A 26,532-nucleotide genomic window follows, 5' to 3' on the forward strand; every position below is an offset into this window, starting at 1 on the left:
CATGCCGCACTGGTCCGTCTACACCGGGAACAGCGAGCCGCACGACGGCATCGACCGGCTCCCCGCGCCGCCGCCCTGGCGGGCGTTCGACGGCGAGCCCGTCGTGCCGCCGCCCGGGGACGGCGACGACGAGACGGCTGTCTCACCGGACCGCGTGCACCGCGCCCGCGCGTACGTCGCCACCCCGGAGAGCGTCCAGCTGGTCAACGCGGCCCTGGTGCTGCGCCGCCCTCTGCTCGTCACCGGCCCGCCCGGCACCGGCAAGTCCTCGCTGGCGTACGCGGTCGCCCGTGAGCTGGGCCTCGGCCCCGTGCTGCGGTGGAACATCACCAGCCGCTCCACGCTGGCCGACGGCCTCTACCAGTACGACCCGCTGTCCCGGCTCTACGCGGCCCGGCAGGCGGCGTGGCGCGAACGGGCGGAGGCGGCCGGGGAGGAACCCGCCCGGGGCGCGGTGGAGGACCATCTGCGCCTCGGCCCGCTCGGCACCGCCCTGCTGCCCCACGAGCGGCCCCGCGCCCTGTTGGTCGACGAGATCGACAAGAGCGACCTCGACCTGCCCAACGACCTGCTGAACGTCCTGGAGGAGGGCCAGTACGACATTCCCGAGCTGATGCGCGCCGCCCGGCGCCCCGCCGGGAAGGCCGGGGACGAGGACGCCACGGCCGAAGTGCTGGCCGACGGCTCGGACGCCCCGGTCGTCGTCAGCCGCGGCCGGGTCCGCTGCCGCGCCTTTCCGTTCGTCGTGCTGACCAGCAACGGCGAGCGCGAGTTCCCGCCCGCCTTCCTGCGCCGCTGCGTGCGGCTGAAGCTGCGCCGCCCCGGCCGCGAACAGCTCACCGACATCGTCCGCGCCCACCTGGACACCCCGCCCGGCGAGGCGGAGCGCCTCATCGACCGGTTCCTGACCCGTGCGGCCGACGGCGAGCTCGCCACCGACCAGCTGCTGAACGCCCTCTACCTCACCGGCGTCACCGGCCTCGACGCGGCCTCCCGCGACGAACTGGCCGAGCAGTTGATGCCGTATCTCAGCGCCACGGCGGACGGCGATGGCTTCTGAGGAGACGCCGTCGGCGGCGGCGCACGCCGACATGTCCGCCCTGCAGCGACTGACCGCGCTGCTGACGACGACCGCCGGCGCCGCGCCCACCCCTCGCGAGCTGGCCGAACTGCTGTGGCTGACGGCACAGTCGGACGACGCGTCAGCGGAGGTGGGCGCGCGGTCGGCGGGCGGCGAGCTGCCGGGGGACGGCGCGCTGCCGGGTGTCGACGCCGTCGCCGTCCCGCCCGAGGAGACGGTCCCCGTGCCCACGCCGACCGCGGCCGAGCCGCCCGGACCGCCCGCCGGGACGGCTCCTTCCGCCCCGCCCGCCGACCGCGTCCCGCTGCGCCTTCCGGCCCCCGAGCCCGCCGCCGGTCCGACGGCCCCGGCGGGCGCCGGATCCGGCGCCGCCCGGCCCCTCCTCGCGCCCGCGCCCCCGATGCTCCCCCGCCCCCTGGCCCTGCAGCGCGCCCTGCGCCCGCTGAAGCGGACGGTGCCCGCGGCGCGCGCCCGCCTCCTCGACGAGCGCGCGACCGCCGACCGCATCGCCCGGCTGGGCGCCCACCCGGACATATGGCTGCCCGTCCTGCGCCCCGCACACGACCGCTGGCTGCGACTGAGCCTCGTCCACGACACGGGGCCGACGATGCCGGTGTGGCGGCCCCTCGTACGGGAACTGCACACCGTGCTCGCCCAGTCGGGCGTCTTCCGCACGGTCACCCTGCACCCGGCCACCCCGGACGGCCTGGCCCGGCAGGTCCCCGACACGGCGGACGGGCGGACGGTCACGCTCGTCGTCAGCGACTGCACCGGCCCGCAGTGGCGGCCCGGTCCGGCGGGCGAACGCTGGTTCGCCGCCCTGCGGCACTGGGCGACCCGGATGCCGCTGGCCGTCGTCCAGCCGCTGCCGGAACACCTGTGGCCCGCCACGGCGCTGCCCGCCGAACCGGGCCTGCTCTCCTCCCCCGCCACCGCCGCCCCGCTCTCCGCCCTCGCGTTCACCCCCTACGACCCCGAGGCCCCGACCCCGCCGCCCTCGGCGCTGCCCCTCCCCGTCCTCGAGCCCGGCGCGCCCTGGCTCGCCAACTGGGCGGCGCTGGTCGCGGGTCCCGGCGGCGTCCGCACGCCCGGCGCGGCGGCCTGGCTGCTCCCGGCCCCCGCGCCGCCCGAGCCCATCGACACGACCGACCCCGGCCCCGCCCCGCCGTCCGCCCAGGACCTGGTCCTGCGCTTCCGCGCCACCGCCTCCCCGGAGGCCTTCCGGCTGGCCGGTCATCTGGCCCTCGCGGTCCCCTCGGTGCCGGTGATGCGTCTGGTCCAGCGCGCGGTCAACCGCGATCCGCGCCCGCAGCACCTCGCCGAGGTGATTCTCAGCGGCATGCTCACCACCGCCGCCGGGCCGCCCGGCTCGTACGACTTCCGGCCGGGTGTGCGCGACCTGCTGCTGCGCACCCTCCCGCGGTCGACCCGCGGCCGCTCCCGCGAGCTCCTGGCGCGCATCGGCGGCCTGATCGACGAGCAGGCCGGCCTGGCCGCGGGCGAGTTCCGCGCGGAGGCGACGACCGCCGTCCCCGGGGGCGACGAGCCGGGCGAGCCCGGCACGGCGTTCGCGACGGTGCGGGAGGAGACCGTGCGACGACTCGCCGGCCACCCGCAGGAGACGGCACGGGAAGGGCGGGGGGACGACGGCGCCCACGGCGCGGCCCTGCGCTTCGAGACCTCCGCCGACCTCGCCGCCCGGCCCGAGACCCGCATCACGCTCGAAGTGGCCGTCCACGAGGTGCTCGCCCGGGGCGGCCTCACCCGCCGGCACTACGAGATCCACGTCCGCGACGACGGTTACGCCGTCCGGATCCGGCCCGGCTCCTACCTCCTCCCCGTCCTCGCCGCCGCCCTGCGCTGGCTCCCGGGCCCCCTCGCCGACCTGCCCGAACCGCCGCACCTGCGGGTGACGTTCCAGGACGGCACGGATGGCCCGGACAGCACGGGCGGCACGGGCGGCACGATCAGCACCGACGGAACGGACGACACGGGCGGCGCCGGCGGCACGATCGGCCCCGTCCCGTCGCCGCAGCCCCGCGCCCTTCCGCGCCCGGACAAGGCCGCTGACGCCTCCCTCGTCCGCCTCACCGTCCCGCCCGCCCTCTACGACGCGTTCGCCCGCAGCTCCGCCGCCTTTGGACCGCACCGATTCCGCCCGCTGTACGGCGACGCCCCGGACGGCCCGCCGCTCGCCTGGCACTGCCCGCTGCCCCCGCCGCGCCCCGAGGACGAGACGCGCGACCTGGTGCGCGGGCCGCTGCTCACCGCCGATCTGCGGCAGCTCGGCATACCCGCCCCCGGCCGCACCGCGATCGTGCACACGCGTCCCGACGGCCCCCTCACCCTCCTCAACCCCGCCGACCCGTACGGCGGGCGCCCGCCCGGCCCGGCGACGTACTACGAGGTCGACCTCGCTCCTCAGCACGCCGTCCACCGCCTCTCGCTGCCCAGCTCCGGCAAGGGCGAGTTCGCCGCGGCCGTGGAGCTGTCCTGGCGGGTGGCCGACCCGGTGGCGTTCGTGCGGGCGGAGGCCGCCGGCGTGTCCGAGCGGCTGCGGGCGCATCTGCTGGCGGAGGGGGCGCGGATCACCCGCCACCACTCCGTCCGGCGGCCGGCCGGCGCGCGGCGCGCGGTCGCCTCCCGGCTCGGCCGGTGGCCGGTGCCCGGGCTGGCCGTGACCTGCTCGGTCACGCTCGCGCCGGACCACGCCCCGCTTCCCGAGACGCCCCGGCCGGCCGCCTCCGGCCGCCCGCTGGGCGCCCTGCTCGCCGAGTCGGACACGGTGCTGCTCGGCTTCGACGGGCCGCTGACCCGGCTGTTCACGGCGACGACCGCGCGCGCCGCCGCACTCGACCTGCTCCGCGTCGTCGTCGAACACCGCGATCCCGAGGACGCCCTCGCGGGCCGTCCGGCGGGCGACCCCGGCGCGGCGGGCCGGGAGCTGTTCGTGCATCCGCTGGACGTGCTGCGGGCGTTCGCCCACGATCCGCTGGGCCCTCTCCTGCGGGACCGCCTGGACCGGCTGGAGCTGGACGCCGTCCCGGACGCGCCCGCGACCCACCACTCCGTCGTCCTGGTGCGCACCCTGCACGACGCCGGCCGCCGGGTGGGAGTGGCCACCGACGTCTGCGAACAGGCCGTCCACAGCAGGCTGGACCCCTACCGGCTCCCGCTCCTCGCGGGGGTGCACGGCCGCGGCGACGCGCTCGAACGGCTCATGCCGGACCCGCACTGCCTGGAGCGCGCCCTGCGGCAGCTGGACGCGCCCGCCGCCGGCCTCATGATCGGCTCCACGCCCGCCGAGCTGGCCGCCGCCCGGGCTGCCGGTCTGCGGTTCGTCGGCCTCGCCCGCAACCCCACCGTCGAGCAGGCGCTGATCGACGCCGGCTGCGACGTGACGGTCCCCTCCCTCACTCCTGTGCTGGAAGCCGCCCGCGCCCTGTAGCGGCGGGGGCGCGGCGTGCGGAACCCACCGGTCGGGAAATGCGGTCCGGACCATCGACGCTCAGATGAACTGGCTTACGCTGTCGGGGTTTTGAAGATTTCATGAAGATCGAGAGGTGGAATTGCGCATGCCCCGCACACCGTCCCGACGTACCGTTCTGCGCGGACTCACGGTCACCGGAGCGGCGGTGGTCGCCTTCGACACCGCGTCCCGCTCCTGGGCCGCGACCGCCGCCGAGTCCGAGACCGCCTCCGCGTCCGCGTCTTCGGCGTCCGCCGCGTCCTCGACGCCTTCGACGTCCGCGACCCTCGCCAAGGTCCCGCGGCTGGACGGAACGCTCCTCACGGACGCCTCCTCGCTCACCGCCGCCGCCGACGACTACGGGCACATCGTGCACCGTCGCCCGGCGGCGGTCCTGCGCCCGGGTTCGGTGCGCGACGTCGTCGCCATGCTCCGCTTCTGCAACGACCACCGGCTGCCGGTCGCGCCGCGCGGCCAGGGCCACTCCCCGTTCGGCCAGGCGCAGGCGGAGGGCGGCCTCGTCATCGAGACCGCGCCGCTCGCGGCCGTCGGCTCCGTGAACACGGCGTCCAGGACGATCACCGTGGGCGCCGGCGCCAAGTGGAGCGCCGTCGCCCGGGCCACCCTCGCCCAGGGCCTCACCCCGCCCGTGTTCACCGACTACCTCGAGCTCTCCGTCGGCGGCACGCTGTCCGTGGGCGGCCTCGGCGGCCAGGCCCACCGGGTCGGCGCCCAGGTCGACAACGTGGTGGAACTGCAGGTCGTGACCGGCGCGGGCGAACTGGTGCGCTGCTCCACGTCCCGCCGGTCCGACCTCTTCCGCGCCGTCCTCGCCGGCCTCGGCCAGTGCGGCGTCATCGTCGAGGCCACGCTGCGCCTGGTGCCCGCGCCCACGACCGTGCGCCGCTACCAGCTGACCTACGGCGACCTGGCGACCTTCCTCGACGACCAGCGCGTCCTCGTCCGGGAGGGCCGCTTCGACTACGTCGAGGGCCAGGTCCACGCGGACGCGTCCGGCGCGTTCAAGGTCCACGTCCTGGAAGCGGTCGCCTACGGCCCGCCGACCGGACCCGCCCCCGACGACGCGGCGCTGCTGCGCGGCCTGCGCCACGACCCGGCCACCGTGCAGATCGCCGACCAGCCCTACTTCGACTTCCTGGACCGGCTGTCCCCCTTGATCGCCGCCATGAAGGAGGCCGGCATCTGGGGGTTCGCCCACCCCTGGCTGAACCTGATGCTCCCCGGCACGTCCGCCGCGGCCCTCAGCTCACAGGTGCTGGACGGTCTCACCCCGGCCGACGTCGGCCCCGGCGCCGTCATCCTCTTCTACCCCCTGCTGCGCGACCGCCTCACCACCCCGCTGCTGCGCACCTCGGACGACGACGTGTCGTACCTCTTCGACGTCCTCAGCGCGGCCGCGCCGGACGACACGGCCGCCGTGAACCGCCTTCTGGCCGTCAACCGCTCCGCCTACGACAGGGTCGCGGCGGCCGGCGGCACGCACTACCCCGTCGGCAGCATCCCCCTCACCCCCGCGGACTGGCAGGCGCACTTCGGGCCGGCGTGGGCGGGCCTGCAGTCGGCCAAGTGCACCTATGACCCGCAGGGGATCCTGGCCCCGGGCCAGGGCATCTTCGCCTGACGGCACCGGTCCGCCTGACGGCACGGGTTCAGCGGGCGCCGTGCGTGGCGTGCATCGGACGCCGTGCGTGCCACGCCTGCCCTGCGTGCGCAACAACCCCCATTCAGCCGCGCCCCGCCCGGCCCACCTGAAAGGGCGGCCTCCTCCGTGTCCCCGCACGATGCGTAGGGAGGCCTGCCGACCGGCGGCCCCCACGGTCTGTGCTCTCGGGAGGACCTGCCATGACCGCCAGTCTGGAGCAGCTGCGCCGCTGCCACTTCGCCGTCGACCTGGGAGCGGCGCGGACGCGGGTCTATGTGAAGGGGGCCGGGCTGGTCGTCGACCAGCCGTCCGCCGCCGCCGTGAACACCCGCACGGGCGCGCTGATCGCGGTCGGCGAGTTCGCCGAGAAGATGACCGGGCGCACCCCGCACTACATCCGCGTGGTGCGTCCGGTCTCCGGCGGCACGGTCGTCGACATCGAGATGGCGCAGCGCATGCTGCGCCATCTCATCGGCGACAAGATCCGCCGGCAGCTGCGTCGCAAGCCGTTCCTGCGGGCCGCCGCGTGCACCCCGCACGACGCCGACCCGCTCGCCCAGCGCGCCGCGATCGAGACCCTGGTGGGCCTCGGCTCCCGTCGCGTCGAACTCGTCGACACCCTCATCGCGGCCGCCGTGGGCTGCGGGCTGCCGGTCGAGCGGCCGGAGGCCACCATGATCATGGTGTGCGGGGCCGCCGCGACCCAGGTCGCCGTCCTCTCCCTCGGTTCGATCGTGACCGCCGAGCGCATCCCGGTCGGCGGTGAGGCGGTGGACCACGCGATCGTGCAACACCTGCGCCATGAGCACGAGTTGATGCTGCCGAGTCAGTCGGTACGGCCACTGCAGCTCGCCCTCTCGGGCAACGGCCTCACCCCGCACGGGCCCGCCTCCACCGAGATTCACGGAAGGGACGTCGCCACCGGCCTCGCCCGCTCCGTGCAGGTCGACACCGCGGCCGTGCGCGACGCCATCGAGACCCCGCTGACCGCCGTCCTGGACGGCATCGGCAGAGTGCTGCGGGAATGCCCGCCCGACCTGGTCGCCGACCTCGCCGACCGCGGGATCATGATGGTCGGCGGCTCCGCCCTGCTGCCGGGCTTCGACCAGATGCTGCGCCAGGCCACCGGGATGCCGGTGCACATCGCCGAGCGCCCCGACATCTGCGCCGCCCAGGGCCTCGGCGCGATGCTGGAGGGCAAGATCGAACCGCTGACCCTGAACCCGCTGGGCGCCTGAGCGACGCGCGGGACGGCCCAGCGCCGCCTCCGGGGAGCGGGCCCCGGAAGAGACACGCACGGGGTCCGCGCCTCCCCCCTCCCTCCGGAGATCGACATGCGGGCGGCCACCGGCGGAGCGACCATGGAAGTGAGCCGTCCCGTCTTCCGTGGGAGGGATGATGACCCGTCAGGTCGAGTTCACGGACGAGCAGAAGAAAGCGTACGAGCTGAACGACGCGGAACTCGCCGACCTCGAGGAGCGGATCCGCAGCGTCTCGGAGACCGCCACGGCACGGCTGGTCGCCGCCGGCCGCTTCACGGATCCCCCCGTGAGCACGGCATGCCTGCGGTGCATCTGCACCGGATTCACCTCCAAGCCGCACCACGCCGAGGAGTGCGCGCACTGCGCTCACCTCAGGACCAGTCACAGCGGATTCCTCTGAGCACGGCCGGCGCCTGCCGCGCGGCCGGCGCTTTTGTACCGCCGCGGGCCCGGCGCGCTGCCGTCTTGCCGGGCCGATACCCCATTGATCGGCCCGCCGCCCGCCGCATAGGTTCAGGGCATGACGAACGTACGGATCGGTGTCATGTACGACCGGGACTGGGCCCCCGAGGGGCTGCCCGGGTTCGCGCGGGAGGCCGAGGCGCTCGGCGTGGACGACCTGTGGGTGGTCGAGGATCTCGGGTGGAACGGCGGGGTGTCGGCGGCCGCCGTGGCGCTGGGAGCCACCGAACGCATCCGGGTCGGCATCGGCATCGCCCCCGCCCCGCTGCGCAGCCCCGCGCTGCTGGCCATGGAACTGGCCACGCTGGCCCGCGTTTTCCCCGGGCGACTGGTCGCCGGGGTCGGGCACGGGGTGCGCGAGTGGATGGAGACGGCCGGCGTCGCGCCCCGGTCGCCGCTGGCCCTGCTGGAGGAGACGATCACCTCCGTGCGCGCGCTGCTGCGCGGCGAGCGGGTCGAGCTGGACGGCCGTGAAGTGCGCCTGGACGGCGTCGCGTTGGTGCATCCGCCCGCCGAGGTCCCGCCGGTGGTCGCGGGCGTCGTGCGGCCCCGCTCCCTGGAGCTGGCCGGGCGGGTCGCGGACGGCGTGCTGATCGCCGAGGGCCACGGGCCGGCCGACCTGGAGAACACCCGGGTCCTGACCGCCAAGGGCGGCGCCGGTCCCGACCACACCCTGACCGTCCTGTCGTTCGCCTGCGTGGGCGAGGACGCCGACGACGTCGCGCGCACCCTGCACCCGCACACCGAGGGCCACGGAGCATGGCTCGGCCGCCCGCAGGAGGAGGTGTTCACCGTCTCCGGCGCCCCCGCACAGGCCGCCGACGACGTCCGCGCCCTGCACGCCTCCGGCGCGGACACCGTCGTCCTGCGCGTCGTGGGGCCGGAGCCGCTGCGGCAGCTCGCCTCGCTGCTGGCGTCCCTCGGGCGCTGACGCCGAGGACTCCCGGCCGCCGTCCGGACGTTCCCCCGCACAGGATCGCGGGCAGGACGATCCGTGCACGTCCGGACACGGAGAGAGCGGGGAGAGGCATGGCGCGCGTACTGGTCATCGGCGGCGGGATCGCCGGCGCGGCGGCGGCACTGGCACTGCGGAAGGCGGGGCAGGAGGCCGTCGTGTACGAGGCGCACCCGGACTCCGCCGAGGACGTCGGCGCGTTCCTCACCCTCGCGGGCAACGGGCTGCGGGCGCTGACCGAGATCGACGCGTCGGACGCGGTGACCTCGCTCGGCTTCCCGCTCACCTCGATGCGCGTGGTGGACGCGACCGGCGCCGAGACGGCCCACGTCCCGCTCGGGGAGGCCGGCGACCCCCGGCTGCGGTACCGGTGTCTGCGCCGCGGCGAGCTCAGCGCGGCGCTGCAGGCGCAGGCCGTCCGCCGGGGCGTCGAGATCGTCCACGGCGCGCGCCTCGTCTTCGTCGAGGACGGCCCCGACGGCGTCACCGCGCACTTCGCGGACGGCGGTACGGCCACCGGCGACCTGCTGCTCGGCGCGGACGGCCTGAACTCCGCCGTCCGCCGGACCATCGCCCCCGCCGCGGCGCCGTGTCACGCGGGACAGCGCGTCTTCTACGGCTACACCGCCGACGCTCCGGTGAGCGGCGTCGACGAGACGGCGTGCATCACCATGACCCGCGGCAGCGCGGTCGCCTTCGGCCACATGACGTCACCGGGCGGGGAGACCTCCTGGTTCGCCCGCGTCGACGCCGCCGAGCCGCTGACCGCCGACGAGATCGCGGACGCGGGCCCCGGCCACTGGCGGGACCTGCTCGTCGCGCTGCTGCGCGCCGACCGCACGGCCGCCGCGGACATCGTCGCGTCTGCCGAGGCCCCCGTGCTGGTCACCGACGCCACCGAGATCCCCAACGGCACGCCCTGGCGCTCGGGCCGCACGCTGCTGATCGGCGACGCGGCCCACGCGGCCTCCCCCGCGACCGGACAGGGCGCGTCGATGGCCCTGGAGGACGCGGTGATCCTCGCGAAGTGCCTGCGCGACGCCCCGGACACCGAGTCCGCGCTCACCCTCTACGAGACGCTCCGCCGCCCCCGCGTGGAGCACAACACCACCGTCAGCGGCAACATCTCCCGCGGCGCCCACACCCCTGCAGCCCGCACCACCGGCGCCCCGCCCCCGCCCCGCCCGGGCGACGACGACCTCACCCGCCAACTGGCCTGGAACATCAGCCTGTTCTAGCGGGTGCCGAGCGGCGGACGAAGCGAAGAGCCGTCGGTCAATCGCGGCTGCCGGCGGCGAACCCGTGTCTACGCCGCGACAGACCGGGGGCGCGCCGGGCCACCCCACGACGACGCTGCGCGCCGCACGGTCGAACTCGCTCTGGTGATAGGTCCCCGTCAGAACGGGAAGTCGCGGGGCTCTCCGCGGAGGGTGATCCAGCGGAGTTCGGTGAACTCCTCCGCGCTGAAGCCCGTGCCGAAGCGGCCCCAGCCGCTCTCCTTGACGCCGCCGAAGGGCATGTTCGGCTCGTCGTTGACCGGCTGGTCGTTGACGTGCACTATGCCGGCCTGGAGGCGGCGGGCGATGTCCAGCCCGCGGTGGGCGTCGCCGGTCAGGACGCCCGCGGTCAGCCCGTACCGCGAGGCGTTGGCGCGCTCCACGGCGTCGTCGGCGTCGTCGACCGTCTCCAGGATCACGACCGGGCCGAAGCTTTCGTCGAAGGCGAGTTCGGCGTCCTCGGGGACGTCGGTCAGGACGGTGGGCGGGTAGCACGGCGGCTCGGCCACCCCGCCCGTCAGGAGGCGGGCGCCCATCGAGACGGCCTCCTCGACACGGCGTTCCAGGAGGGACAGCGCCCACTTGTTGATCACCGGTCCGACCACGGTGCGCGGATCGCGCGGGTCGCCGACGGGCAGCGCCGCCGCCTTCTCGGTGAACAGGCGGGTGAACTCCTCCGCGACCGGCCGCTCCACGTAGATCCGGCGGGCGCACATGCACACCTGGCCCTGGTGCACGAACGCGCCGTAGACCGCGGCGTCCACCGCGTAGGTCAGGTCGGCGTCGGCGAGGACGATGAGCGGGTTGTGGCCGCTGAGCTGCAGGACGATGCGCTTGAGGTGGCGTCCCGCCGTCTCGGCGAGCCTGCGTCCGGTGGGCGTCGAGCCGGTGAAGTTGACGCGGCGCACGGCGGGGTGGGAGATGAGGGCGTCCACGAGGGCGCCGGCGTCGCCGGGGGCGTGGGTGACCACGTTGAGGACGCCCGGGGGAAGGCCGGCCTCGGCGAAGATCTCCGCCCACAGGGCGCCTCCGGTGAGCGGGGATTCCTCGGAGGGCTTGAGGACGACCGTGTTGCCGAGGGCGAGGGGGCCCACGACGCTGCGGCCGGAGAGGACGAGCGAGGCGTTCCACGGGGCGATGGCCGCCACCACCCCGACCGGCTGCCGTACGGCGAGGGCGCGGGTGCCGGGGATGTCGGAGGGCAGCACCTGTCCGACGGCCGCGTAGGGGAGCGCGGCGGACTGGCGGAGCAGGGCGACGCCGAAGTCCACCTGGACGGTGGCGTAGTGGCGGCCGCATCCGGTCTCGCCGGTCAGCAGGCCGCTGACTTCCTCGCGACGGCGCTCCAGGACGTCGGCCGCGCGCAGCAGGATCCTCTGGCGCTCGGCGGGAAGCGCGTCGGCCCATCCGGCGAAGGCGGCCTGGGCGGCGTCCACCGCCCGGCGGGCGTCCTCCGCGTCGCCCGCGGCGACCGTCGCCATGACGGCCCCGGTCCAGGGGTCGTGGTCCGCGAAGGTCTCTCCGCCCGGCGGCTCGGTCCACTCGCCCCCGATGTGATGACGCACCGTGATCGGAGCGTCGGGTCGGTGGGCTTCCGGCGCCGCGGGGCGGGGGTCGTTCACCTGGTCAAGTCTCCTTCGGGGACGAAGGGGGCCGGGGCCCCTCTCGCCGCAGATGGTAACCGACGGGTAGCAACTGGACGTGCAGCCGGTCGGTCAGCAGGCTCCACAGCCCCTTGGGGAGGAAGAGCGCGAAGGCGACGGCGGTGAGGCCGAGTCCGATGAGGTACCAGGCCCCTTGGTCGGCGAAGAAGTACTGCACGGTGAAGAAGAGGACGGCGCCGATGACGGGGCCTTCGAAGGTGCCGATGCCGCCGACCAGCACCATGAAGATCATGTACGCCGACCACTGCACCCCGAAGATCGACTGGGGTTGGACGAACAGGGTGTTGGCCAGGGTCAGGGCGCCCGCGGCGCCGCATCCGAAGCCGGCGAGGACGAACAGCACGAGCTTGAGCGGCCTGACCTTGACGCCGAGTGAGGCGGCCGCGTCCTCGTCGTCGCGGATCGCCTGCAGGGCCGCTCCGGTGCGGTGCCGGAGCAGGAGGAACAGCAGGACGAGGAGGACGACGGCGAAGGTGAGGGTGAGCCAGTAGGTGAAGGCCCGGCGGACCTCGGGGGCGTAACCGCTCAGGCCCTGCAAGGACACGCCCGTGCCGCCGCCGAGGCTCTGGTCGAGCATGACGAACAGGGCGATCGCCTCGGCCACGACCCAGGTGCCGACGGCGAACTGGCCGCCGCGCAGCCGCAGGACGAGCAGGGACAGCACCGCGGCGAGGGCGGCGGAGGCCAGCGCCGCCAGCACGACGGCGAGGTAGGGCTGCACGCCGGACTGCGTGAGCAGGATCGTGCCGTACGCGCCGAAGCCGATGAACGCCTGCTGGCCGACCGAGACCAGCCCGGCGTACCCGGCCAGCGCGTTCCACATGACGGCGAGGATGAGGAAGATCAGCAGGCTGGTGAGCTGCTGGACGATGTTCGCGTCGAACACCTGGGGGACGGCGAACAGGGCGATCGCGACGGCGACGAGGGCGCCGGATCCGATGCGGGAGGCGAGGCCGGCGCGCCGGACGGACCATGCGCCGGGAGCGGGGGCGGCTGCTGTGGTCATGCGTGGGCTCTCCGGGTGGCGATGAACCGGCCGCGGGGGCCGGCGAGAAGGGCGAGGAAGACCAGATGGCCGGCGAGGATCGCGTACTGGGGGTCGATGTGGGCGCCGACGGTCTGCGCGATCCCGAGGACGATGCCGCCGGTCAGGGTTCCCCACAGGGACCCGAGTCCGCCGATCACGACCGCCTCGAAGGCGAAGATGAGCTGCGTCGGGCCGCTGGAGGCGTCGAAGGTGGAATGGACGGCGAGGAAGGTCCCGGCCAGGGCGGCCACCGCGACGGCGATCGCGGTGGCGCGGGCGTAGACGGACGCCGCGGGCACGCCGACCAGGGCGGCGGTGTCCGGGTCCTGGGCGGTGGCGCGCATCTCCCGGCCGAATCCGGTGTGCCGCAGCACGAACTGCAGTCCGCCGAGGACCGCGACGGCGACGGCGAGGATCAGCACGCCGAGGTAGGGGATGGACAGCTGGTCGGTGATGCGCCAGCTGCCGGTGGACAGCGAGCCGACGGACGGCCCGAGGGAGCGCACGTCCGGGGAGAAGATCTGCAGCATGGCGTTCTGCAGGACGACGGCCAGCCCGAACGTGGTCAGCAGGGGGGTGAGCTCTCCGCCGCGCAGGCTGCGGGCCAGCACTCCCCGCTGGAGCGCGTAGCCGAGGGCGAGCATCAGCGGGAGCACCGCCAGCAGGGCGAGGAACGGTGACACGCCGGTCCGGTCGGACACCCACCAGACGCCGAACGCGCCCAGCACGGCGAGGTCCCCGTGGGCGAGGTTGATGATGCGCAGGACGCCGAACAGCAGGGACAGGCCGCAGGCGAAGAGGGCGTACAGGCCGCCGAGGAAGAGGCCCTGGACGAGGGCGTTGATCCAGCTCATGTCCGCTCCGGGGTGGGACGGGCCGCCGGCGTGTCGGCCGGGGCGGAGGTCGTGCTGACACGGCCTAGGCCGAAGTAGGCGTCGGTGACCTGGTCGCGGGTGACGTCCCCGGCGGGGGCGTCGAGGGCGACACGCCCTTCGAGCATGCAGACCACCCGGTCCGCCACCGACATGGCCCGGCTCAGGTCCTGCTCGACCAGGACGACGGTGGCGCCGTCGCGGATCAGTGCCGTGAGCGACTCGTACACGGCGTCGACGGCGACCGGCGCCAGGCCGAGCGAGACCTCGTCGACCAGCAGCAGCCTGGGGTTGGTCATCAGCGCGCGGCCGATGGAGGCGGCCTGCTGCTGGCCCCCGGACAGACTGCCCGCCCTGCGGTGGCGCATCGGCCGCAGGAGGGGGAAGGCGTCGAGGACGGTGTCGACGCTCCACGGTCCGGGCCGGGCGCGCCGGCCGGCGACGAGCAGGTTCTCCTCGACGGTCATGTCGGGGAAGAGCTTGCGGCCCTCGGGGACGAGCGCCAGGCCGCGGGCCACCCGTCGGTGCGCGGGGAGGCCGGTGATGTCGTCGCCCTCCAGCAGGAGCGTGCCCTCGGCGGCGGGGTGCGCTCCGGCCACCGTGCGCAACAGGGTCGACTTCCCCGCGCCGTTGGCGCCCACCAGGGCGACGGTCTCGCCGTCGGCCACGGCGAGGGACACGCCCCGTACCGCTTGGAGGAGTCCGTGGCGGGCGACGAGGCGGGAGACGTCCAGCAGTTCAGCCATGGCTGCCTCTTCCCAGATAGGCGTCGACGACGTTCGCGTCGCGCAGGACGGCCTGCGGCTCGCCCTCGGCGAGGACGCGTCCGGCGTCCATGCACACCAGGCGGTCGATGACCTGGACCAGTACGTGGACGATGTGCTCGATCCACACGATGCTGATGCCGAGGGCCCGCAACTGCTTTACGGTGACGACGAGTTCGGCGGCCTCGGCGTCGGTGAGGCCGCCGCCGATCTCGTCGAGGAGCAGCACGCGCGGGTCGGTCGCCAGTGAGCGGGCGAGTTCCAGCCGCTTGCGATGGAGCAGGCCGAGGCTCTCGGCGCGGCGGTTGGCGAGGTCGATCAGACCGCACAGCTCCAGGACCTCGACGCACCGCTGGTGGGTGGCGCGCCGCGACAGCCGGGTTCCGTAGGAGGCGCCGACGAGGACGTTCTCCAGGACGGTCATCCCGACGAACGGGCGCGGGATCTGGAACGCCCGTCCGATGCCCTGTCGGCACCTCGACTCCGGTCGCAGCGAGGTGACGTCGCGCCCGTCGAGGCGGATGGCGCCCCGGTCGGGGGTGACGGCCCCGGCCAGCGCGTTGAGCAGCGTGGTCTTGCCCGCGCCGTTGGGTCCCACGATGCCGACGGCCTCGCCGGCGCCGACGTGGAAGTCGACGCCGTCCAGGACGCGCAGTTCGCCGTAGTTCAGGGTCAGGCCGGAGCCCACGAGGACCGGCTGCGGCCCCTGCGTCCTCGTGGGTCCGGCGGCCGGGGTGCTCAGGGAGCTCATGAGCCGTAGGGGCGCAGTCGCGCGGCGAGGGGGACGTTGGGGTCGCAGGCGTTCTCGCACAGGACGAAGTCCAGCTGGTGCGGGCTGCCTTGGGCGGCGCGCACCCACTGGCCACCGAGAATGGGGGTGGCCACGACGTTGGCGTTGGGGCCCTTGCCCCACTGGAGCCTGCCGACCGGGGTCTCCACGTCGAGTCCGGCGATCGCCTTGGCGACGGCCTTCTTGTCCTTGGGGTCGGAGGCGGCCCGCAGCGCGGCCGCGCCCGCGTCGAACAGGGCGAGGCTGGCGCCGAGTTGCTGGGTCCACTGCTTGCCGGACGACTGCTGGTAGCCGTCGGCCAGGTCCTTGGAGGAGACGCCTGCGAGGGAGGAGCTGTAGGGGAAGGTCGGGGTCCAGTAGGCGCCGCCCGCGATGCCGACGCCCAGGGGGCCGAGGGCCTCGACCTGGGAGGGGAACAGGCCCGTCTTGGCGACCTGCACGATCTTGGGCTTGTAGCCCTGCTGCGCGGCCTGCCGCCAGAAGGTGGCGAAGTCGGAGGGGATGGGGAAGGTGTTGAAGATCTCGCAGTCGTCGGACTTGAACCGGGCGATCTGCGACGAGTAGTCGTTGGTGCCGTCGGTGTAGGCGCCGGGGTCGACGATGTCGTAGCCGGCCTTCTCCAGCAGGGGTCCGAGCGCGTGCCGAATGGCGTTGCCGTCGGAGTCGTTGGGCCACATGACGCCGACCTTGCGGTTCGTCTTCACCTGCGCCCACAGGCTGGTGTAGGCCTGGCGGAACTGTTCCACGCCGAAGCAGAAGTGGAAGGTGTACTGGAAGGCCTGCTTCTGGGTGGGCTTGGCTCCCCGGCCGAAGTACCAGGCCTCCCAGGGCACGACGGTGGAGATGCACGGCACGCCGGCGGCCTCGCACGCGTCGGAGACGGGGTTGACCGTCTCCGGCGTCGACGTGGTGAGCATCAGGTCGACGCCCTCGGCGTTGATCAGGTCGTTGGCCACCTGGGACCCGCGCTGCGGGTTGGACTGGCCGTCCTTGTCGATGATCTCGACCCGGTACTTCTTGCCGCCGACGGTCAGGCCGTCGGCGAGGGCCTTGCGGGCGAGGCCGAGGACGTAGGCGTCCGGCTCGCCGAAGCCGGCCGCGGGACCGGTGCGCGGGCTGACGAAGCCGATCTTGAGTGTGGACGTCCCGCCACTGCTGCTGCCGCCGCCGCTGCCGACCTTGCAGGCGGTGAGCAGGGGGCCGGCCAGGGCCAATCCGGACATACCGAGACCCGCCGTGCGCAGAATCTGACGTCTGCTGACTTCGGGGGACGGTTCGGACATAGGAGACTTAGGCATGTTCGCCCTCCTGGTGAACCAAAGGTGGGGGGAACGTAGGAGTGGCTGTCACGAAAGTCAACGCGGCGTTTCAATAGCTGAAACACTCGCCCTACGATGAGGCATGACCTCACAGAGCCCTCAGTCGACGCCCGACGAGCCCCCGCCCCCAGCCGCAACCGGTGACGCCGAGGGCCGCACCGACACCGGGAAGTCCTCCGCCGCGGGGTTCTCCCAGTCCCTGGAACGCGGACTGCTGATCCTCTCGTCGTTCAGCGAGACCCGGCCCGTCCTCGGCATCTCCGACCTGGGGCGCTCGGTCGGCCTCAACCGGAGCACGACCTACCGGTACGTCGCGACGCTCGCCAAGCTCGGCTATCTGCAACAGGATCCGGAGTCCAGGAAGTACTCGCTGGGCCCGAGGGTCGTCGACCTCGGATTCGCGGCGATCAACTCGATGGAGATCACCCGCGTCGCCGGGCCGTTCCTGCAGGCCCTGTCGGACGAGACCGGGTACACCGTGAGCATGGCGGTGCTCGACGGCCCGGACATCGTCTACGTCGACCGGCGCCGCAGCGGCCGGGCGGGCAGCTTCGCCATGGGCCTGCAGCTGCACGTCGGCTCACGCCTTCCCGCCTACTGCACCTCGATGGGCAAGGTCCTGCTCGCCCACCAGGAGCCGGCCGTGCTGCGCGATCTGGTCGACCGCACGGACCTCGCTCGGCGCGGACCCAAGACGATCACTGCGCGGGAGCAGCTGATGGTGGCGCTGACCCGCGTGCGGCGCACCGGATGCGCGCTCAACGACGAGGAACTCGCCCCGGGGCTGCGGTCGTTGGCCGCCCCGGTGCGCAACCGGGACGGCGCCGTGGTGGCCGCGGTCAACGTCGCCGTGCACCTCACGGTGTGGAACTCCTCGGTGGACTCCGTCATGACCCGTCTCGAAGCCCCGCTGCGGCGCACCACCGCCGAGATCTCCACGCGCCTCGGACATCGCCCGAAGGGGCGAATGTCCGAATAATTGAAACAGGTGTCCCCTCATGCGGAACATCTGGAGCGTACTTCGTTGACACGGTCCATGGACGGGCGCAGACTCACGCATCCCACTTTGTGAAACTTGCTTCACCAGGCGAACAGTACTGTGTTCGCGTGGGTTCCGGGAGGCCGCCATGCGTATACAAGCCGCTGTGTTCGACGAGCAGGACGGCCCGTTCCGTCTCGAGGACGTCGAAGTGGACGAACCACAGGCGGGCGAGGTCCTCGTGCGGATCGCGGCCACCGGCATCTGCCACACCGACGGCCTCGCACTGCACGGCGACCTCCCCTTCCCCGCGCCCGGGGTCCTCGGCCACGAGGGTTCGGGCGTGGTGGCGGCGGTGGGCCCAGGCGTCACCTCGGTCCAGGAGGGCGACCACGTCGTCATCGGCTGGCCGTGGTGCGGCGAGTGCCGCAACTGCCAGGCGGGCGAGCCCCGTTACTGCGCCCGCCTCGGCGAGCTGCTCGTCGGCGGCGTCCGGCCGGGGACGCAGGCCTCGGCCCTGCGCCGGTCGGACGGCGGCGAGCTGCACGGGCACTTCTTCGGACAGTCGTCGTTCGCGACGCACTCCCTGACCCGGGCCGGCAGCCTGGTGAAGGTCCCCCACGACGTCCCGCTCGACCTGCTCGGACCGCTGGCGTGCGGACTGTCGACCGGCGCGGGGGCCGTGCTGAACACCCTGCGCCCGCAGACCGGCTCCAGCCTCGTGGTCTACGGCGCCGGCTCGGTGGGGCTGGCCGCCGTCATGGCCGCCCGCAACAGCGGCGCGACCACGATCATCGCGGTGGACCGGCACGCCTCCCGGCTGGCTCTGGCCAGGGAGCTCGGCGCCACCCACACGGTCGACGCCGGCGCGACGGACCCGGTCGCCGCCGTGCACGACATCTGCGGCGGGCCCGCCGACAACGCCCTGGAGTGCACCGGCGTCATCTCCGTCGTCCGGCAGGCCGCCGACTCGGTCGGCATGCTCGGCACCTGCGCGCTCATCGGCGGCGCCCCCGCCGGGGCCGAGTTCACCCTGGACCACCTCACGACCCTGTGGGGCAAGCGCATCGTCGGCGTGCTGGGCGGCGGCGGTCGCAGCACCGAGCTCATCGGGGCGCTCGTCGAGCTGTACCGCCAGGGCCGCTTCCCCATGGAACGCCTCGTCTCCTGGTTCGCCTTCGACCAGATCGAGCAGGCGCTCGCGGCGTCGTACGCCGGTGACGTGATCAAGCCGATCGTCCGCATGCCCGTCTGACCCCGGCCCGCCCCGGCCTGCCTGACCCCGGCCCTCCTCGCCCCGGCGCCACCCGCCCTGCCCGCCCGCACCCGCGCCCGCACCGAAAGAAGTCCCCCATGGCCCTCACCCGTGACCTCCTCATCGGCGGCAAGGACGTGCCCGCCCTCTCCGGCCGCACCGCCGACGACGTCAACCCCTACACCGGCGAGGTCTACGCGACCGTCGCCGCCGCCGGGCCCAACGACGTCACCCGCGCCGTCGACGCCGCCGAGGCGGCATTCGCCGACTGGGCCGCGGTCACGCCCTTCGCCCGCCGGGCGATCTTCCTCAAGGCCGCCGACCTTCTGGAGTCCCGGACCGAGCAGGTGGCCGAGATCATGGCGGCCGAAGCGGGCGGCACACGCCCCTGGGCCCACTTCAACGTGGGCCTCGCCGCGAACATCCTGCGGGAGGCGGCCGCCGCGATCACCGCGCCGCGCGGTGAGGTGCTGAGCGCCCAGGAGCCGGGCGCCCTGGGTCTGGCGGTGCGCGAACCGCTGGGCGTGGTGGCCGCGTTCGCACCGTGGAACGCGCCGGTCATCCTCGGCGTCCGGGCCGTGGCGGCGCCGCTGGCGGCCGGCAACACGGTCGTCGTCAAGCCGAGCGAGGACGCCCCGATCGCCTGCGGGCTGCTCGTCGCGGACGTGCTGCGCGAGGCGGGACTGCCGGACGGCGTGCTCAACGTCGTCACCAACGACCGTGCCGACGCCGCCCAGATCGCCGAGACCCTGATCGCCGACCCTCGCGTGCGGGCGGTCAACTTCACCGGCTCCACCGGCGTGGGCCGGACCATCGGCCTCCACGCGGCCCGCCACCTCAAGCCCGCCCTGCTGGAACTCGGCGGCAAGAACTCGATCATCGTCCTGGACGACGCCGACGTCGACTACGCGGTGGACGCCGCCGCCTTCGGCGTCTTCATGAACGCCGGGCAGATCTGCATGTCCGGGGACCGCATCCTGGTGCACGAGTCGCTCGCCGAGGAGTTCACCGCCAAGTTCACGGCGAAGGCAGCCGGCCTGCCCACGGGCGACCCGGCCGAACCCACCACGGTGATCGGCCCGCTGGTCGGCCCCGCCGCCGCGCTGCGCGTCGCCGCGCTCGTCGCGGACGCGGTCGCCAAGGGCGCCACCGTCCTGACCGGCGGCACCCCGCCCGAGGGCGCGGTCCACCCGGCGACCGTGCTGACCGGGCTCCCCCGGGACGCCGAGCTCTACCACGCGGAGGCGTTCGGCCCAGTGTGCGTCATCGACACCTTCGCCACCGACGACGAGGCCGTCGCCAAGGCGAACGACTCCGACCACGGCCTCACCGCCGGCGTCATCACGGAGAACGGCACCCACGGGCTGCGCGTCGCCCGGCGGATCCGCACCGGAATCGTGCACGTCAACGACCAGTCCGTCGCCGACGAGCCGCAGGCCCCCTTCGGCGGGTTCAAGTCCTCGGGCCACGGCCGCTTCGGCGGACGCTGGGGCATCGAGGCCTTCAGCAACACCCGCTGGGTGACCCTGGCCGCCGAGCAGGCCCACTACCCGTTCTGACGGGCCGGCCCCTGACCGGCGCCGACGGGCGGGGCAGCCCCGTCGCCCCGCCCGCGGACGCCGTTGCGGAACTCGATCGGGGACTGACCCGTACGGTGCAGGAAGTACTTGCTGAACTGCGAGGGGTTGACGAAGCCGAGCTGGTCGGAGATCTGGGCCGCCGTCCGGTCGCCGTGCGCCAGCAGCCGCTTCGCCTCCAGCACGACCCGGCGGTCGACGAACTCCTTGGCGCTGAGCCCGGCGCCGGCCAGCGTCGCCCGGGACAGGGTGCGGCCCGAATAGCCGAGCGTGCGGGCGTAGTCCTCGACCCGCCGGGTGCGGGTGAAGTCCCGTTCGACCGCGTCCCGGAACCGCAGATACGTCTCGTCGGGGTCCGGTACGGCGCTGCCCACCGGGACCGTGAGATGGGCGAGCCGCAGCAGCAGGACCGCCAGCAGATGACGCAGGGCCGCCATGTGCACCTCCAGCGGGAGGTGGCCGAGCGCCTGGAACTCGCGGCCCAGATGCTCCGCGGCCATGGTCAGGGCCTGCGCGTCGTCGGCGACGGGAGTGCTGACGACGGGTGCGTGCGGGTCGTCGACCCGGGCGGCCGTCGCGGTGGCCGCGTCGAGCGCGTCCTGCCGGAAGAGGATCAGCGTGCCCTCGGCCCTGCCGAGGTCGCCCCACTGGTGCACCTGTCCCGGGCGCACCCACAGCCAGGACCCGGGTCGCAGCACATGGCCGGTGAAGTCGACGGTGTGGCGCAGCTCGCCCGTCGACAGGGTGAGCAGGTGGTGGAAGTCGGGGCGCAACGGCCGGCCCAGGGTGGGCGCGGCGACGCGGCGGCGCAGCTCGGCCAGTGACATGACCTCGATTCCGGGCGGAGTGCCCGCGGGCGCGGCGAAGGGGATCTCGAGGATCTCCTTCGCGGCGCCGTGTCGGGTTTTGGCCATCATCAGTCACAAGTTTATCGGGACGCGTCCTGTCGTCCTCGTACGTTGGCAGTACCGCCGAAGCGGCGGATTCCGCCTGTCCTGGCGGAAAACGGAAAGGACGCGAACGGCGATGCAGCTGGAGGGACGGGTGACGGCCGAGACGGTCCGCAGGTGGCTGGAGGAGGCCGACCGGGTCCTGGTCGCGGCCGGCGCCGGTCTGAGCGCGGCGGCCGGCTACGACTACGACGACGCCGAACGCTTCAGGGAACTGCTGCCCGGGCTGCACCGGCTCGGTCTGCGCTCGCGCTATCTGTTCGGCGCGCCGCTGCCGAAGGACATGATGTGGGGGTACTGGGCCGTTCACATCGACGACATCCGGTACAGCCCCGGCCCCAACCCCCTGTACCGGCGGCTGCGGACGCTGGTGGGCGAGCGCGACCACTGGGTGGTGACGTCCAACGTCGACGCGCTCTTCGCCCGCAGCGGTTTCGCCGCGGACCGGGTCTTCACCCCGCAGGGCGACTACGGGCGCCTCCAGTGCACCGTCCCGTGCACCCCTGAGACCTGGCCCAGCAAACCGTTCCTCGACCGGATCCTCGCGGCCTACGACCGTGAGACCGGCCGGGTGACCGACCCCCGGGCGCTGCCGCGGTGCCCGAACTGCGGCGCCGACGTCTTCCCCAACGTCCGGGTCGGTCCCGAGTTCGTCGACCGGGATCACCTGCCGGCGGGACGGCGGCTGGTGCGGTGGCTCGAGGACGCGCCCACGGACAGCACCCTGCTCGTCCTGGAACTGGGCGCCGGATTCAATACCCCGGGGGTGATCCGGCTGCCCATGGAGGACGTGGTGCGCCGGACGCCCCGAGCCCGCCTCGTCCGGATCAACCCCCGTCACCCCGACGTGCCCGCAGACCTCGGCGAGCGGGCCCTGTCCGTTCCCCTCGGGGCGGACCGGTTCCTCGACCGACTCGAGCCCTGACGGCTTCCGGCGGAGCACCCACCTCACCACGCGAGGAGACCCACGTCATGTCCGACGCATCAGCAGCAGCCGGAGCATCCCCCACCTCCGCCGCACCCGCCGCACCCACGATCGCGGTCACCGGGTCCACCGGCCGTCTCGGCGGGCGGGTCGCCCGGCTGCTGGCCGAGCGGGGCGTCGCGCAGACGCTGGTGGTCCGCCGCCCCGAGCGGGCTCCGCGGCTTCCCGGCGCGGTGGCCGTGCGCGGCGACTACGCCGACCGTGCCGCGGTGGGCGAGGCCCTCGCCGGCATCCGCACCGTCTTCATGGTGTCGGCTTCCGAGAGCGCCGACCGCCTCGCCCAGCACAGGGCGTTCGTGGACGCCGCCGCGGCGGCGGGAGTGCGCCATCTGGTGTACGTCTCCTTCTACGGCGCGTCCCCCGACGCCACCTTCACCCTGGCGCGGGACCACTTCCACACCGAGCAGCACATCCGGGAGAGCGGGCTTGCGCACACGTTCCTCAGGGACAACTTCTACGCCGAGTTCGTCCCCGACCTGGTCGGCGAGGACGGCGTCATCCGCGGCCCGGCCGGACAGGGGCGTGCCGCGTTCGTCGGCCAGGAGGACATCGCCGACGCGGCCGCCGCGGTGCTCTCCCGTCCGCAGGACCACGCAGGCGTCGCCTACGACCTGACCGGCCCCGAGTCCCTGACCCTGGACGAAGCGGCCGTGATCCTGTCGGAGCAGCTCGGGCGCACGGTCGTCTACCGACCCGAGACCGTCGCGGAGGCCTACGCCTCCCGCGCCTCCTACGGCGCCCCCCCGTGGCAGCTGGACGCCTGGGTGTCCACCTACACGGCCATCGCGGCCGGGGAACTCGACGGCGTCAGCGACGCCGTGCCCCGCCTCACCGGCCGCCCCGCCACGCCCCTCGCCGACGTCGTGCGCGCCGCCCGGAGCTGACCCATGTGCACAGACGCCTCAGCACACACGAGGCGTCACTTTTTGACCATCAAATGTCCCTCTTGGGCCCGTCGACCCACTGATCACGGCCTAGTTTGAACACATCACCACTCGGCCGCCGGTTCATCCCGGCGCAGGTCCCCCACTCAAGGAAGACCGTCATGAGCAACGCAAAGAACGCCGTCCTCCAGGCCGCCTCGGAACTGTTCGGCGACAAGGACCCCACCGCCGTGGACCGCTGGGCCGCCGCGGACTACACGCAGCACAGCGCCCTCGCCGCCGACGGCCCCGAGGCCCTGCGCGCACTCGTGGCAGGCCTCGGCGAGGACTTCCGCTACGAAGGCGCCCGCGTCATCGCCGACGGCGACCTCGTCGCCCTGCACGGCACCTACCACGGCTTCGGCCCCGTCCCGCTCGTCGGCTTCGACGTCTTCCGCGTCGACGCCGACGGCAAGCTGGCCGAGCACTGGGACGCCCTGACCCCCAAGGTCGAGAACACCCTCTCCGGCCGCTCCCAGACCGACGGCCCGGCCGCGGTCGCCGACCCCGACAGCACCGAGGCGAACCGCGCCCTGGTGACCGCGTTCGCCGAGCAGGTCCTCGTCGGCGCCGACTACTCGGTGCTCACCGACTACATCTCCACCGAGACCTACCACCAGCACAACACCGACGCCGCCGACGGCCTCGACGGCTTCGGGGCGGCCGCCGCCAAGTGGGCCGAGCAGGGCAAGAACCTCGTCTACAAGAAGGTCCACAAGGTCATCGCCGAAGGCGACTTCGTCCTGACGCAGTCCGAGGGCGAGTTCGGCGTCGCAGTCGCCTACTACGACCTCTTCCGCGTCGCCGACGGCAAGATCGTCGAGCACTGGGACGTCATCGCGCCCGTGCCCACCGAACTGCCCCACGGCAACGGCCTGTTCTGACCACGCCCGCCGGACCCGCGAGACGGTCGAGCAGGGATCGTCGAGCTGCACGTCGGCACGCTCGAACAGCCCCGCCCCCTCCCCCGCCGGCGGCCCGGCCCGTGCACGTCGTCGTGCACGCGCCGGGCCGCCGGCACGGTCCGTCCGCACGCCCCCATCCGGAGCCCCCGATGAACGCGCCCCACACCGAGCCCGACGTCCCCGCCGGGACGAGGCCGCGGCCCGCTTCGCTGCCCCTGGCCGCCTACCGCGAGGCCGTCGCGCTGGACGAGCCCTTCCGGCCGGCCGCAGCCGCCGCGGCCGCCGGCCGGCTGGACGCCCACGTCCGCACGGCGCTGCGCCTGCTCGCCGCCGATCCGGCCGCTGCCCGACTGGGGATGCGGGCCGATTCGCCGGCGGACCTCGACGGCATGGACGCGGCGACGGCCCGCGAGCTGCTGCGCGCGGTGCTGACCGTCCGCGATCCCGGCCCGCTGCCGGACGGCGTGGACGAAGCGGTGGACGCGATCCTCGGCGGGGAGCGCCTGCTGCGGCCGACCGTCCGGGTGGAGAGTCTGCCCACGATCGCGGAGCAGTTCCCCGGATTCGCCTTCCCGGCCGGACGCCGGACCGTGCTGTGGCGCGGAGACCTCACCGTTCTGGACGCGGACGCCGTCGTCAACGCCGCCAACAGCGCCCTGCTGGGCTGCTTCCGCCCGATGCACCCCTGTATCGACAACGCTTTCCACAACGCCGCGGGACCCCGCCTGCGCGACGACTGCCACACGGTCATGACGCTGCAGGGCGCACCCGAGGCGACCGGCACGGCCAAGATCACCCGGGGCCATCACCTGCCGGCCCGGTACGTCCTGCACACGGTCGGCCCGATCGTCGACGGCCGCACTCGGGCCGACGACGTGTCGGCGCTCGCCTCCTCCTACCGTTCCTGCCTGGACCTCGCCGCCGAGGTGGAGGCCGTCCGCACCGTCGCCTTCTGCGCCGTGAGCACCGGCGTCTTCGGCTATCCCAGGAGCGAGGCGGCCCCCGTCGCGCTGCGCACGGTCGGCGAGTGGCTGGACGCCCACCCCGGCCGTTTCGACCGCGTCGTGTTCGCCGTGTTCGGCGAGGACGACGAACTGGCCTACCGGCGCGCGCTCGGCGAAGCCGCCCGGCGCTGACCCGCGGTCCCGCGCATTCCCCGCGAGGGCGCCCGCGAGCCCTCGCGCCGCGGGCCTGCGGGGAGTGGGCCTAGGCTGTCCTCAGGGCCCGAGAAACAGGGGAAACCGGGAACGGGAACACAGAGGAACAGGGAAACAGGGGATCATGGCGATGGGGGACAGGTCCAGGTCCGGACAGCCTCGGCCGTCGATGGCGGACGTCGCCCGTCACGCCGGTGTCGCACCGCAGACGGTCTCACGCGTGTCCAACGGCCACACCAACGTCGACCCGGCGACCCGGCAGCGGGTCGTGGAGTCGATGCAGGCGCTGGGCTACCGGCCCAACGGAGCGGCGCGCGCGCTCAAGAGCGGGCGGTTCAACACCATCGGCGTCATCACCTTCACGCTCAGGACGTTCGGCAACACGCGCACGCTCGACGCCATCGCCAAGGAAGCCGCGCGCGCCAAGTACGCCGTCACCCTCATCCCCGTGCCGGACCCGACGATGGGCAGGCTGTCGGGCGCCTACGACCGGCTCAGCGAGGCGGCCGTCGACGGGGTGATCCTCGTCTTCGAGGCGCATCTCCTGGACGACACGGAGTTCAGCCTCCCCCCTGGGGTTCCGATGGTCGTCGTCGACTCCGACACCGGCCCCGGCTACACCGTGGTGGACACCGATCAGGCGCAGGGCGCCCGTCAGGCGACGGAACACCTGCTGGCACTCGGCCACCGCCAGGTGTGGCACGTCGCCGGTCCCCCGACCTCGTTCTCCGCGGCCCATCGGGTCGAGTCGTGGCGGCGCACGCTGGAGGAGTCCGGCGTCGTCCCTCCCCCGGTGCTGTACGGCGACTGGACCACCCGGTCCGGATACCTGCACGGGCTGACCCTGGGGCGCCGGCCTGAGGTCACGGCGATCTTCGCCGCGAACGACCACATGGCGCTCGGCGTCATGCGCGCCCTGCACGAGCTCGGCCGCCGGATTCCCGAGGACGTCAGCGTCGTGGGGTTCGACGACATGGAGGAGACCCAGGCCTTCTGGCCGCCGCTGACCACCGTGCGGCAGGACTTCGCCGCGGTCGGCCGGATCAGCCTGCAGAAGCTGCTGGACAAGATCGGCCGGACCGGGCCCGACCTGATCGACAAGACGCTGGTCCCGACCCGGCTGATCGTTCGCGCGAGCACCGGAGCGCCGCCGTCCTCGCCTCGGGGCGAAGCACGGCGGCGCTGACCGGTGCGGG

The 26,532-nt window shown here is 73.8% G+C and carries 22 protein-coding genes; 15 read left to right on the forward strand and 7 right to left on the reverse strand.

Features of this window, described 5'->3' with window-relative positions; translation table 11 throughout:
• Nucleotide 1: 1 nt before the first annotated feature.
• From ABT300_RS18640 to ABT300_RS18670, 7 genes are all read left to right on the forward strand, one after another.
• A complete protein-coding gene (locus ABT300_RS18640; RefSeq protein WP_351676720.1) occupies nucleotides 2-1,060 on the forward strand; it encodes an AAA family ATPase in 1,059 nt (352 codons plus the stop codon).
• Entirely contained in the window at nucleotides 1,050-4,529 is a 3,480-nt protein-coding gene (locus tag ABT300_RS18645) for an SAV_2336 N-terminal domain-related protein (RefSeq protein WP_351676722.1), read from the forward strand. Before ABT300_RS18640 ends, ABT300_RS18645 begins: the two co-directional genes overlap by 11 nt.
• A gap of 127 nt (nucleotides 4,530-4,656) precedes the next feature.
• On the forward strand, nucleotides 4,657-6,192 hold the full coding sequence (locus ABT300_RS18650) for an FAD-binding protein (RefSeq protein WP_351676724.1): 1,536 nt from the start codon (nucleotides 4,657-4,659) through the stop codon (nucleotides 6,190-6,192).
• 221 nt (nucleotides 6,193-6,413) lie between these two features.
• Entirely contained in the window at nucleotides 6,414-7,451 is a 1,038-nt protein-coding gene (locus ABT300_RS18655) for a rod shape-determining protein (protein WP_069767819.1), read from the forward strand.
• Between the two features lie 157 nt (nucleotides 7,452-7,608).
• Entirely contained in the window at nucleotides 7,609-7,875 is a 267-nt protein-coding gene (locus ABT300_RS18660) for a hypothetical protein (protein ID WP_351676727.1), read from the forward strand.
• Nucleotides 7,876-7,995: 120 nt separating this feature from the next.
• Complete coding sequence (locus ABT300_RS18665; protein WP_351676729.1) at nucleotides 7,996-8,868, forward strand: LLM class flavin-dependent oxidoreductase; 873 nt, start codon at nucleotides 7,996-7,998, stop codon at nucleotides 8,866-8,868.
• A 98-nt stretch (nucleotides 8,869-8,966) separates the two neighbouring features.
• On the forward strand, nucleotides 8,967-10,130 hold the full coding sequence (locus tag ABT300_RS18670) for an FAD-dependent oxidoreductase (RefSeq protein WP_351676730.1): 1,164 nt from the start codon (nucleotides 8,967-8,969) through the stop codon (nucleotides 10,128-10,130).
• A gap of 158 nt (nucleotides 10,131-10,288) precedes the next feature.
• On the opposite strand, the gene ABT300_RS18675 is transcribed toward ABT300_RS18670, so the two are convergent.
• Genes ABT300_RS18675 through ABT300_RS18700 form a run of 6 tightly spaced genes read right to left on the reverse strand, consistent with a single transcriptional unit; the run spans nucleotide 10,289 to nucleotide 16,509 of the window.
• A complete protein-coding gene (locus tag ABT300_RS18675; protein WP_351676732.1) occupies nucleotides 10,289-11,791 on the reverse strand; it encodes an aldehyde dehydrogenase family protein in 1,503 nt (500 codons plus the stop codon).
• Nucleotides 11,792-11,795: 4 nt separating this feature from the next.
• The gene (locus ABT300_RS18680; protein ID WP_351676735.1) at nucleotides 11,796-12,839 is read right to left on the reverse strand and encodes a branched-chain amino acid ABC transporter permease; all 1,044 of its coding nucleotides are present in this window, start codon (nucleotides 12,837-12,839) and stop codon (nucleotides 11,796-11,798) included.
• Nucleotides 12,836-13,714, reverse strand: a complete 879-nt coding sequence (locus ABT300_RS18685) for a branched-chain amino acid ABC transporter permease (protein ID WP_351676737.1) — start codon at nucleotides 13,712-13,714, stop codon at nucleotides 12,836-12,838. The genes ABT300_RS18680 and ABT300_RS18685 overlap by 4 nt, the downstream gene beginning before the upstream one ends.
• Nucleotides 13,711-14,478 carry an ABC transporter ATP-binding protein gene (locus tag ABT300_RS18690; RefSeq protein WP_351676739.1) on the reverse strand — a complete coding sequence of 256 codons (768 nt, stop codon included), beginning with the start codon at nucleotides 14,476-14,478 and terminating at the stop codon, nucleotides 13,711-13,713. Before ABT300_RS18690 ends, ABT300_RS18685 begins: the two co-directional genes overlap by 4 nt.
• Nucleotides 14,471-15,247 carry an ABC transporter ATP-binding protein gene (locus ABT300_RS18695; RefSeq protein WP_351676741.1) on the reverse strand — a complete coding sequence of 259 codons (777 nt, stop codon included), beginning with the start codon at nucleotides 15,245-15,247 and terminating at the stop codon, nucleotides 14,471-14,473. The genes ABT300_RS18690 and ABT300_RS18695 overlap by 8 nt, the downstream gene beginning before the upstream one ends.
• Complete coding sequence (locus ABT300_RS18700; protein WP_351676743.1) at nucleotides 15,244-16,509, reverse strand: ABC transporter substrate-binding protein; 1,266 nt, start codon at nucleotides 16,507-16,509, stop codon at nucleotides 15,244-15,246. Before ABT300_RS18700 ends, ABT300_RS18695 begins: the two co-directional genes overlap by 4 nt.
• A 178-nt stretch (nucleotides 16,510-16,687) precedes the next feature.
• Here ABT300_RS18700 and ABT300_RS18705 point away from each other — a divergent pair, with 178 nt between their 5' ends.
• The 3 genes from ABT300_RS18705 (at nucleotide 16,688) to ABT300_RS18715 (ending at nucleotide 20,398) form a co-directional block, all read left to right on the forward strand.
• The gene (locus tag ABT300_RS18705) at nucleotides 16,688-17,584 is read left to right on the forward strand and encodes an IclR family transcriptional regulator (RefSeq protein WP_351676746.1); all 897 of its coding nucleotides are present in this window, start codon (nucleotides 16,688-16,690) and stop codon (nucleotides 17,582-17,584) included.
• Between the two features lie 148 nt (nucleotides 17,585-17,732).
• Nucleotides 17,733-18,839, forward strand: a complete 1,107-nt coding sequence (locus tag ABT300_RS18710; protein ID WP_351676749.1) for an NAD(P)-dependent alcohol dehydrogenase — start codon at nucleotides 17,733-17,735, stop codon at nucleotides 18,837-18,839.
• Nucleotides 18,840-18,937: 98 nt separating this feature from the next.
• Nucleotides 18,938-20,398: an aldehyde dehydrogenase family protein gene (locus tag ABT300_RS18715; RefSeq protein WP_351676752.1), complete on the forward strand. Its 1,461-nt coding sequence runs from the start codon at nucleotides 18,938-18,940 to the stop codon at nucleotides 20,396-20,398.
• On the opposite strand, the gene ABT300_RS18720 is transcribed toward ABT300_RS18715, so the two are convergent.
• Entirely contained in the window at nucleotides 20,386-21,333 is a 948-nt protein-coding gene (locus ABT300_RS18720; protein ID WP_351676754.1) for a helix-turn-helix domain-containing protein, read from the reverse strand. The two genes, ABT300_RS18715 and ABT300_RS18720, sit on opposite strands and share 13 nt — an antisense overlap.
• A 109-nt stretch (nucleotides 21,334-21,442) precedes the next feature.
• On the opposite strand from ABT300_RS18720, the gene ABT300_RS18725 reads away from it, so the two are divergent.
• From ABT300_RS18725 to ABT300_RS18745, 5 genes are all read left to right on the forward strand, one after another.
• On the forward strand, nucleotides 21,443-22,291 hold the full coding sequence (locus tag ABT300_RS18725; RefSeq protein ID WP_351676757.1) for an SIR2 family NAD-dependent protein deacylase: 849 nt from the start codon (nucleotides 21,443-21,445) through the stop codon (nucleotides 22,289-22,291).
• A gap of 47 nt (nucleotides 22,292-22,338) precedes the next feature.
• Nucleotides 22,339-23,235, forward strand: coding sequence for an SDR family oxidoreductase (locus ABT300_RS18730; protein WP_351676760.1), 897 nt, complete (start codon nucleotides 22,339-22,341; stop codon nucleotides 23,233-23,235).
• Nucleotides 23,236-23,396: 161 nt separating this feature from the next.
• Entirely contained in the window at nucleotides 23,397-24,158 is a 762-nt protein-coding gene (locus ABT300_RS18735; RefSeq protein ID WP_351676763.1) for a nuclear transport factor 2 family protein, read from the forward strand.
• A 170-nt stretch (nucleotides 24,159-24,328) separates the two neighbouring features.
• Nucleotides 24,329-25,315: a macro domain-containing protein gene (locus tag ABT300_RS18740; RefSeq protein WP_351676765.1), complete on the forward strand. Its 987-nt coding sequence runs from the start codon at nucleotides 24,329-24,331 to the stop codon at nucleotides 25,313-25,315.
• Nucleotides 25,316-25,460: 145 nt separating this feature from the next.
• Nucleotides 25,461-26,522: a LacI family DNA-binding transcriptional regulator gene (locus ABT300_RS18745; RefSeq protein ID WP_502977959.1), complete on the forward strand. Its 1,062-nt coding sequence runs from the start codon at nucleotides 25,461-25,463 to the stop codon at nucleotides 26,520-26,522.
• The last annotated feature ends 10 nt before the right edge of the window (nucleotides 26,523-26,532 follow it).

The organism is Streptomyces sp. NPDC001027 (assembly GCF_040299045.1).
Classification (GTDB): Bacteria; Actinomycetota; Actinomycetes; order Streptomycetales; family Streptomycetaceae; genus Streptomyces.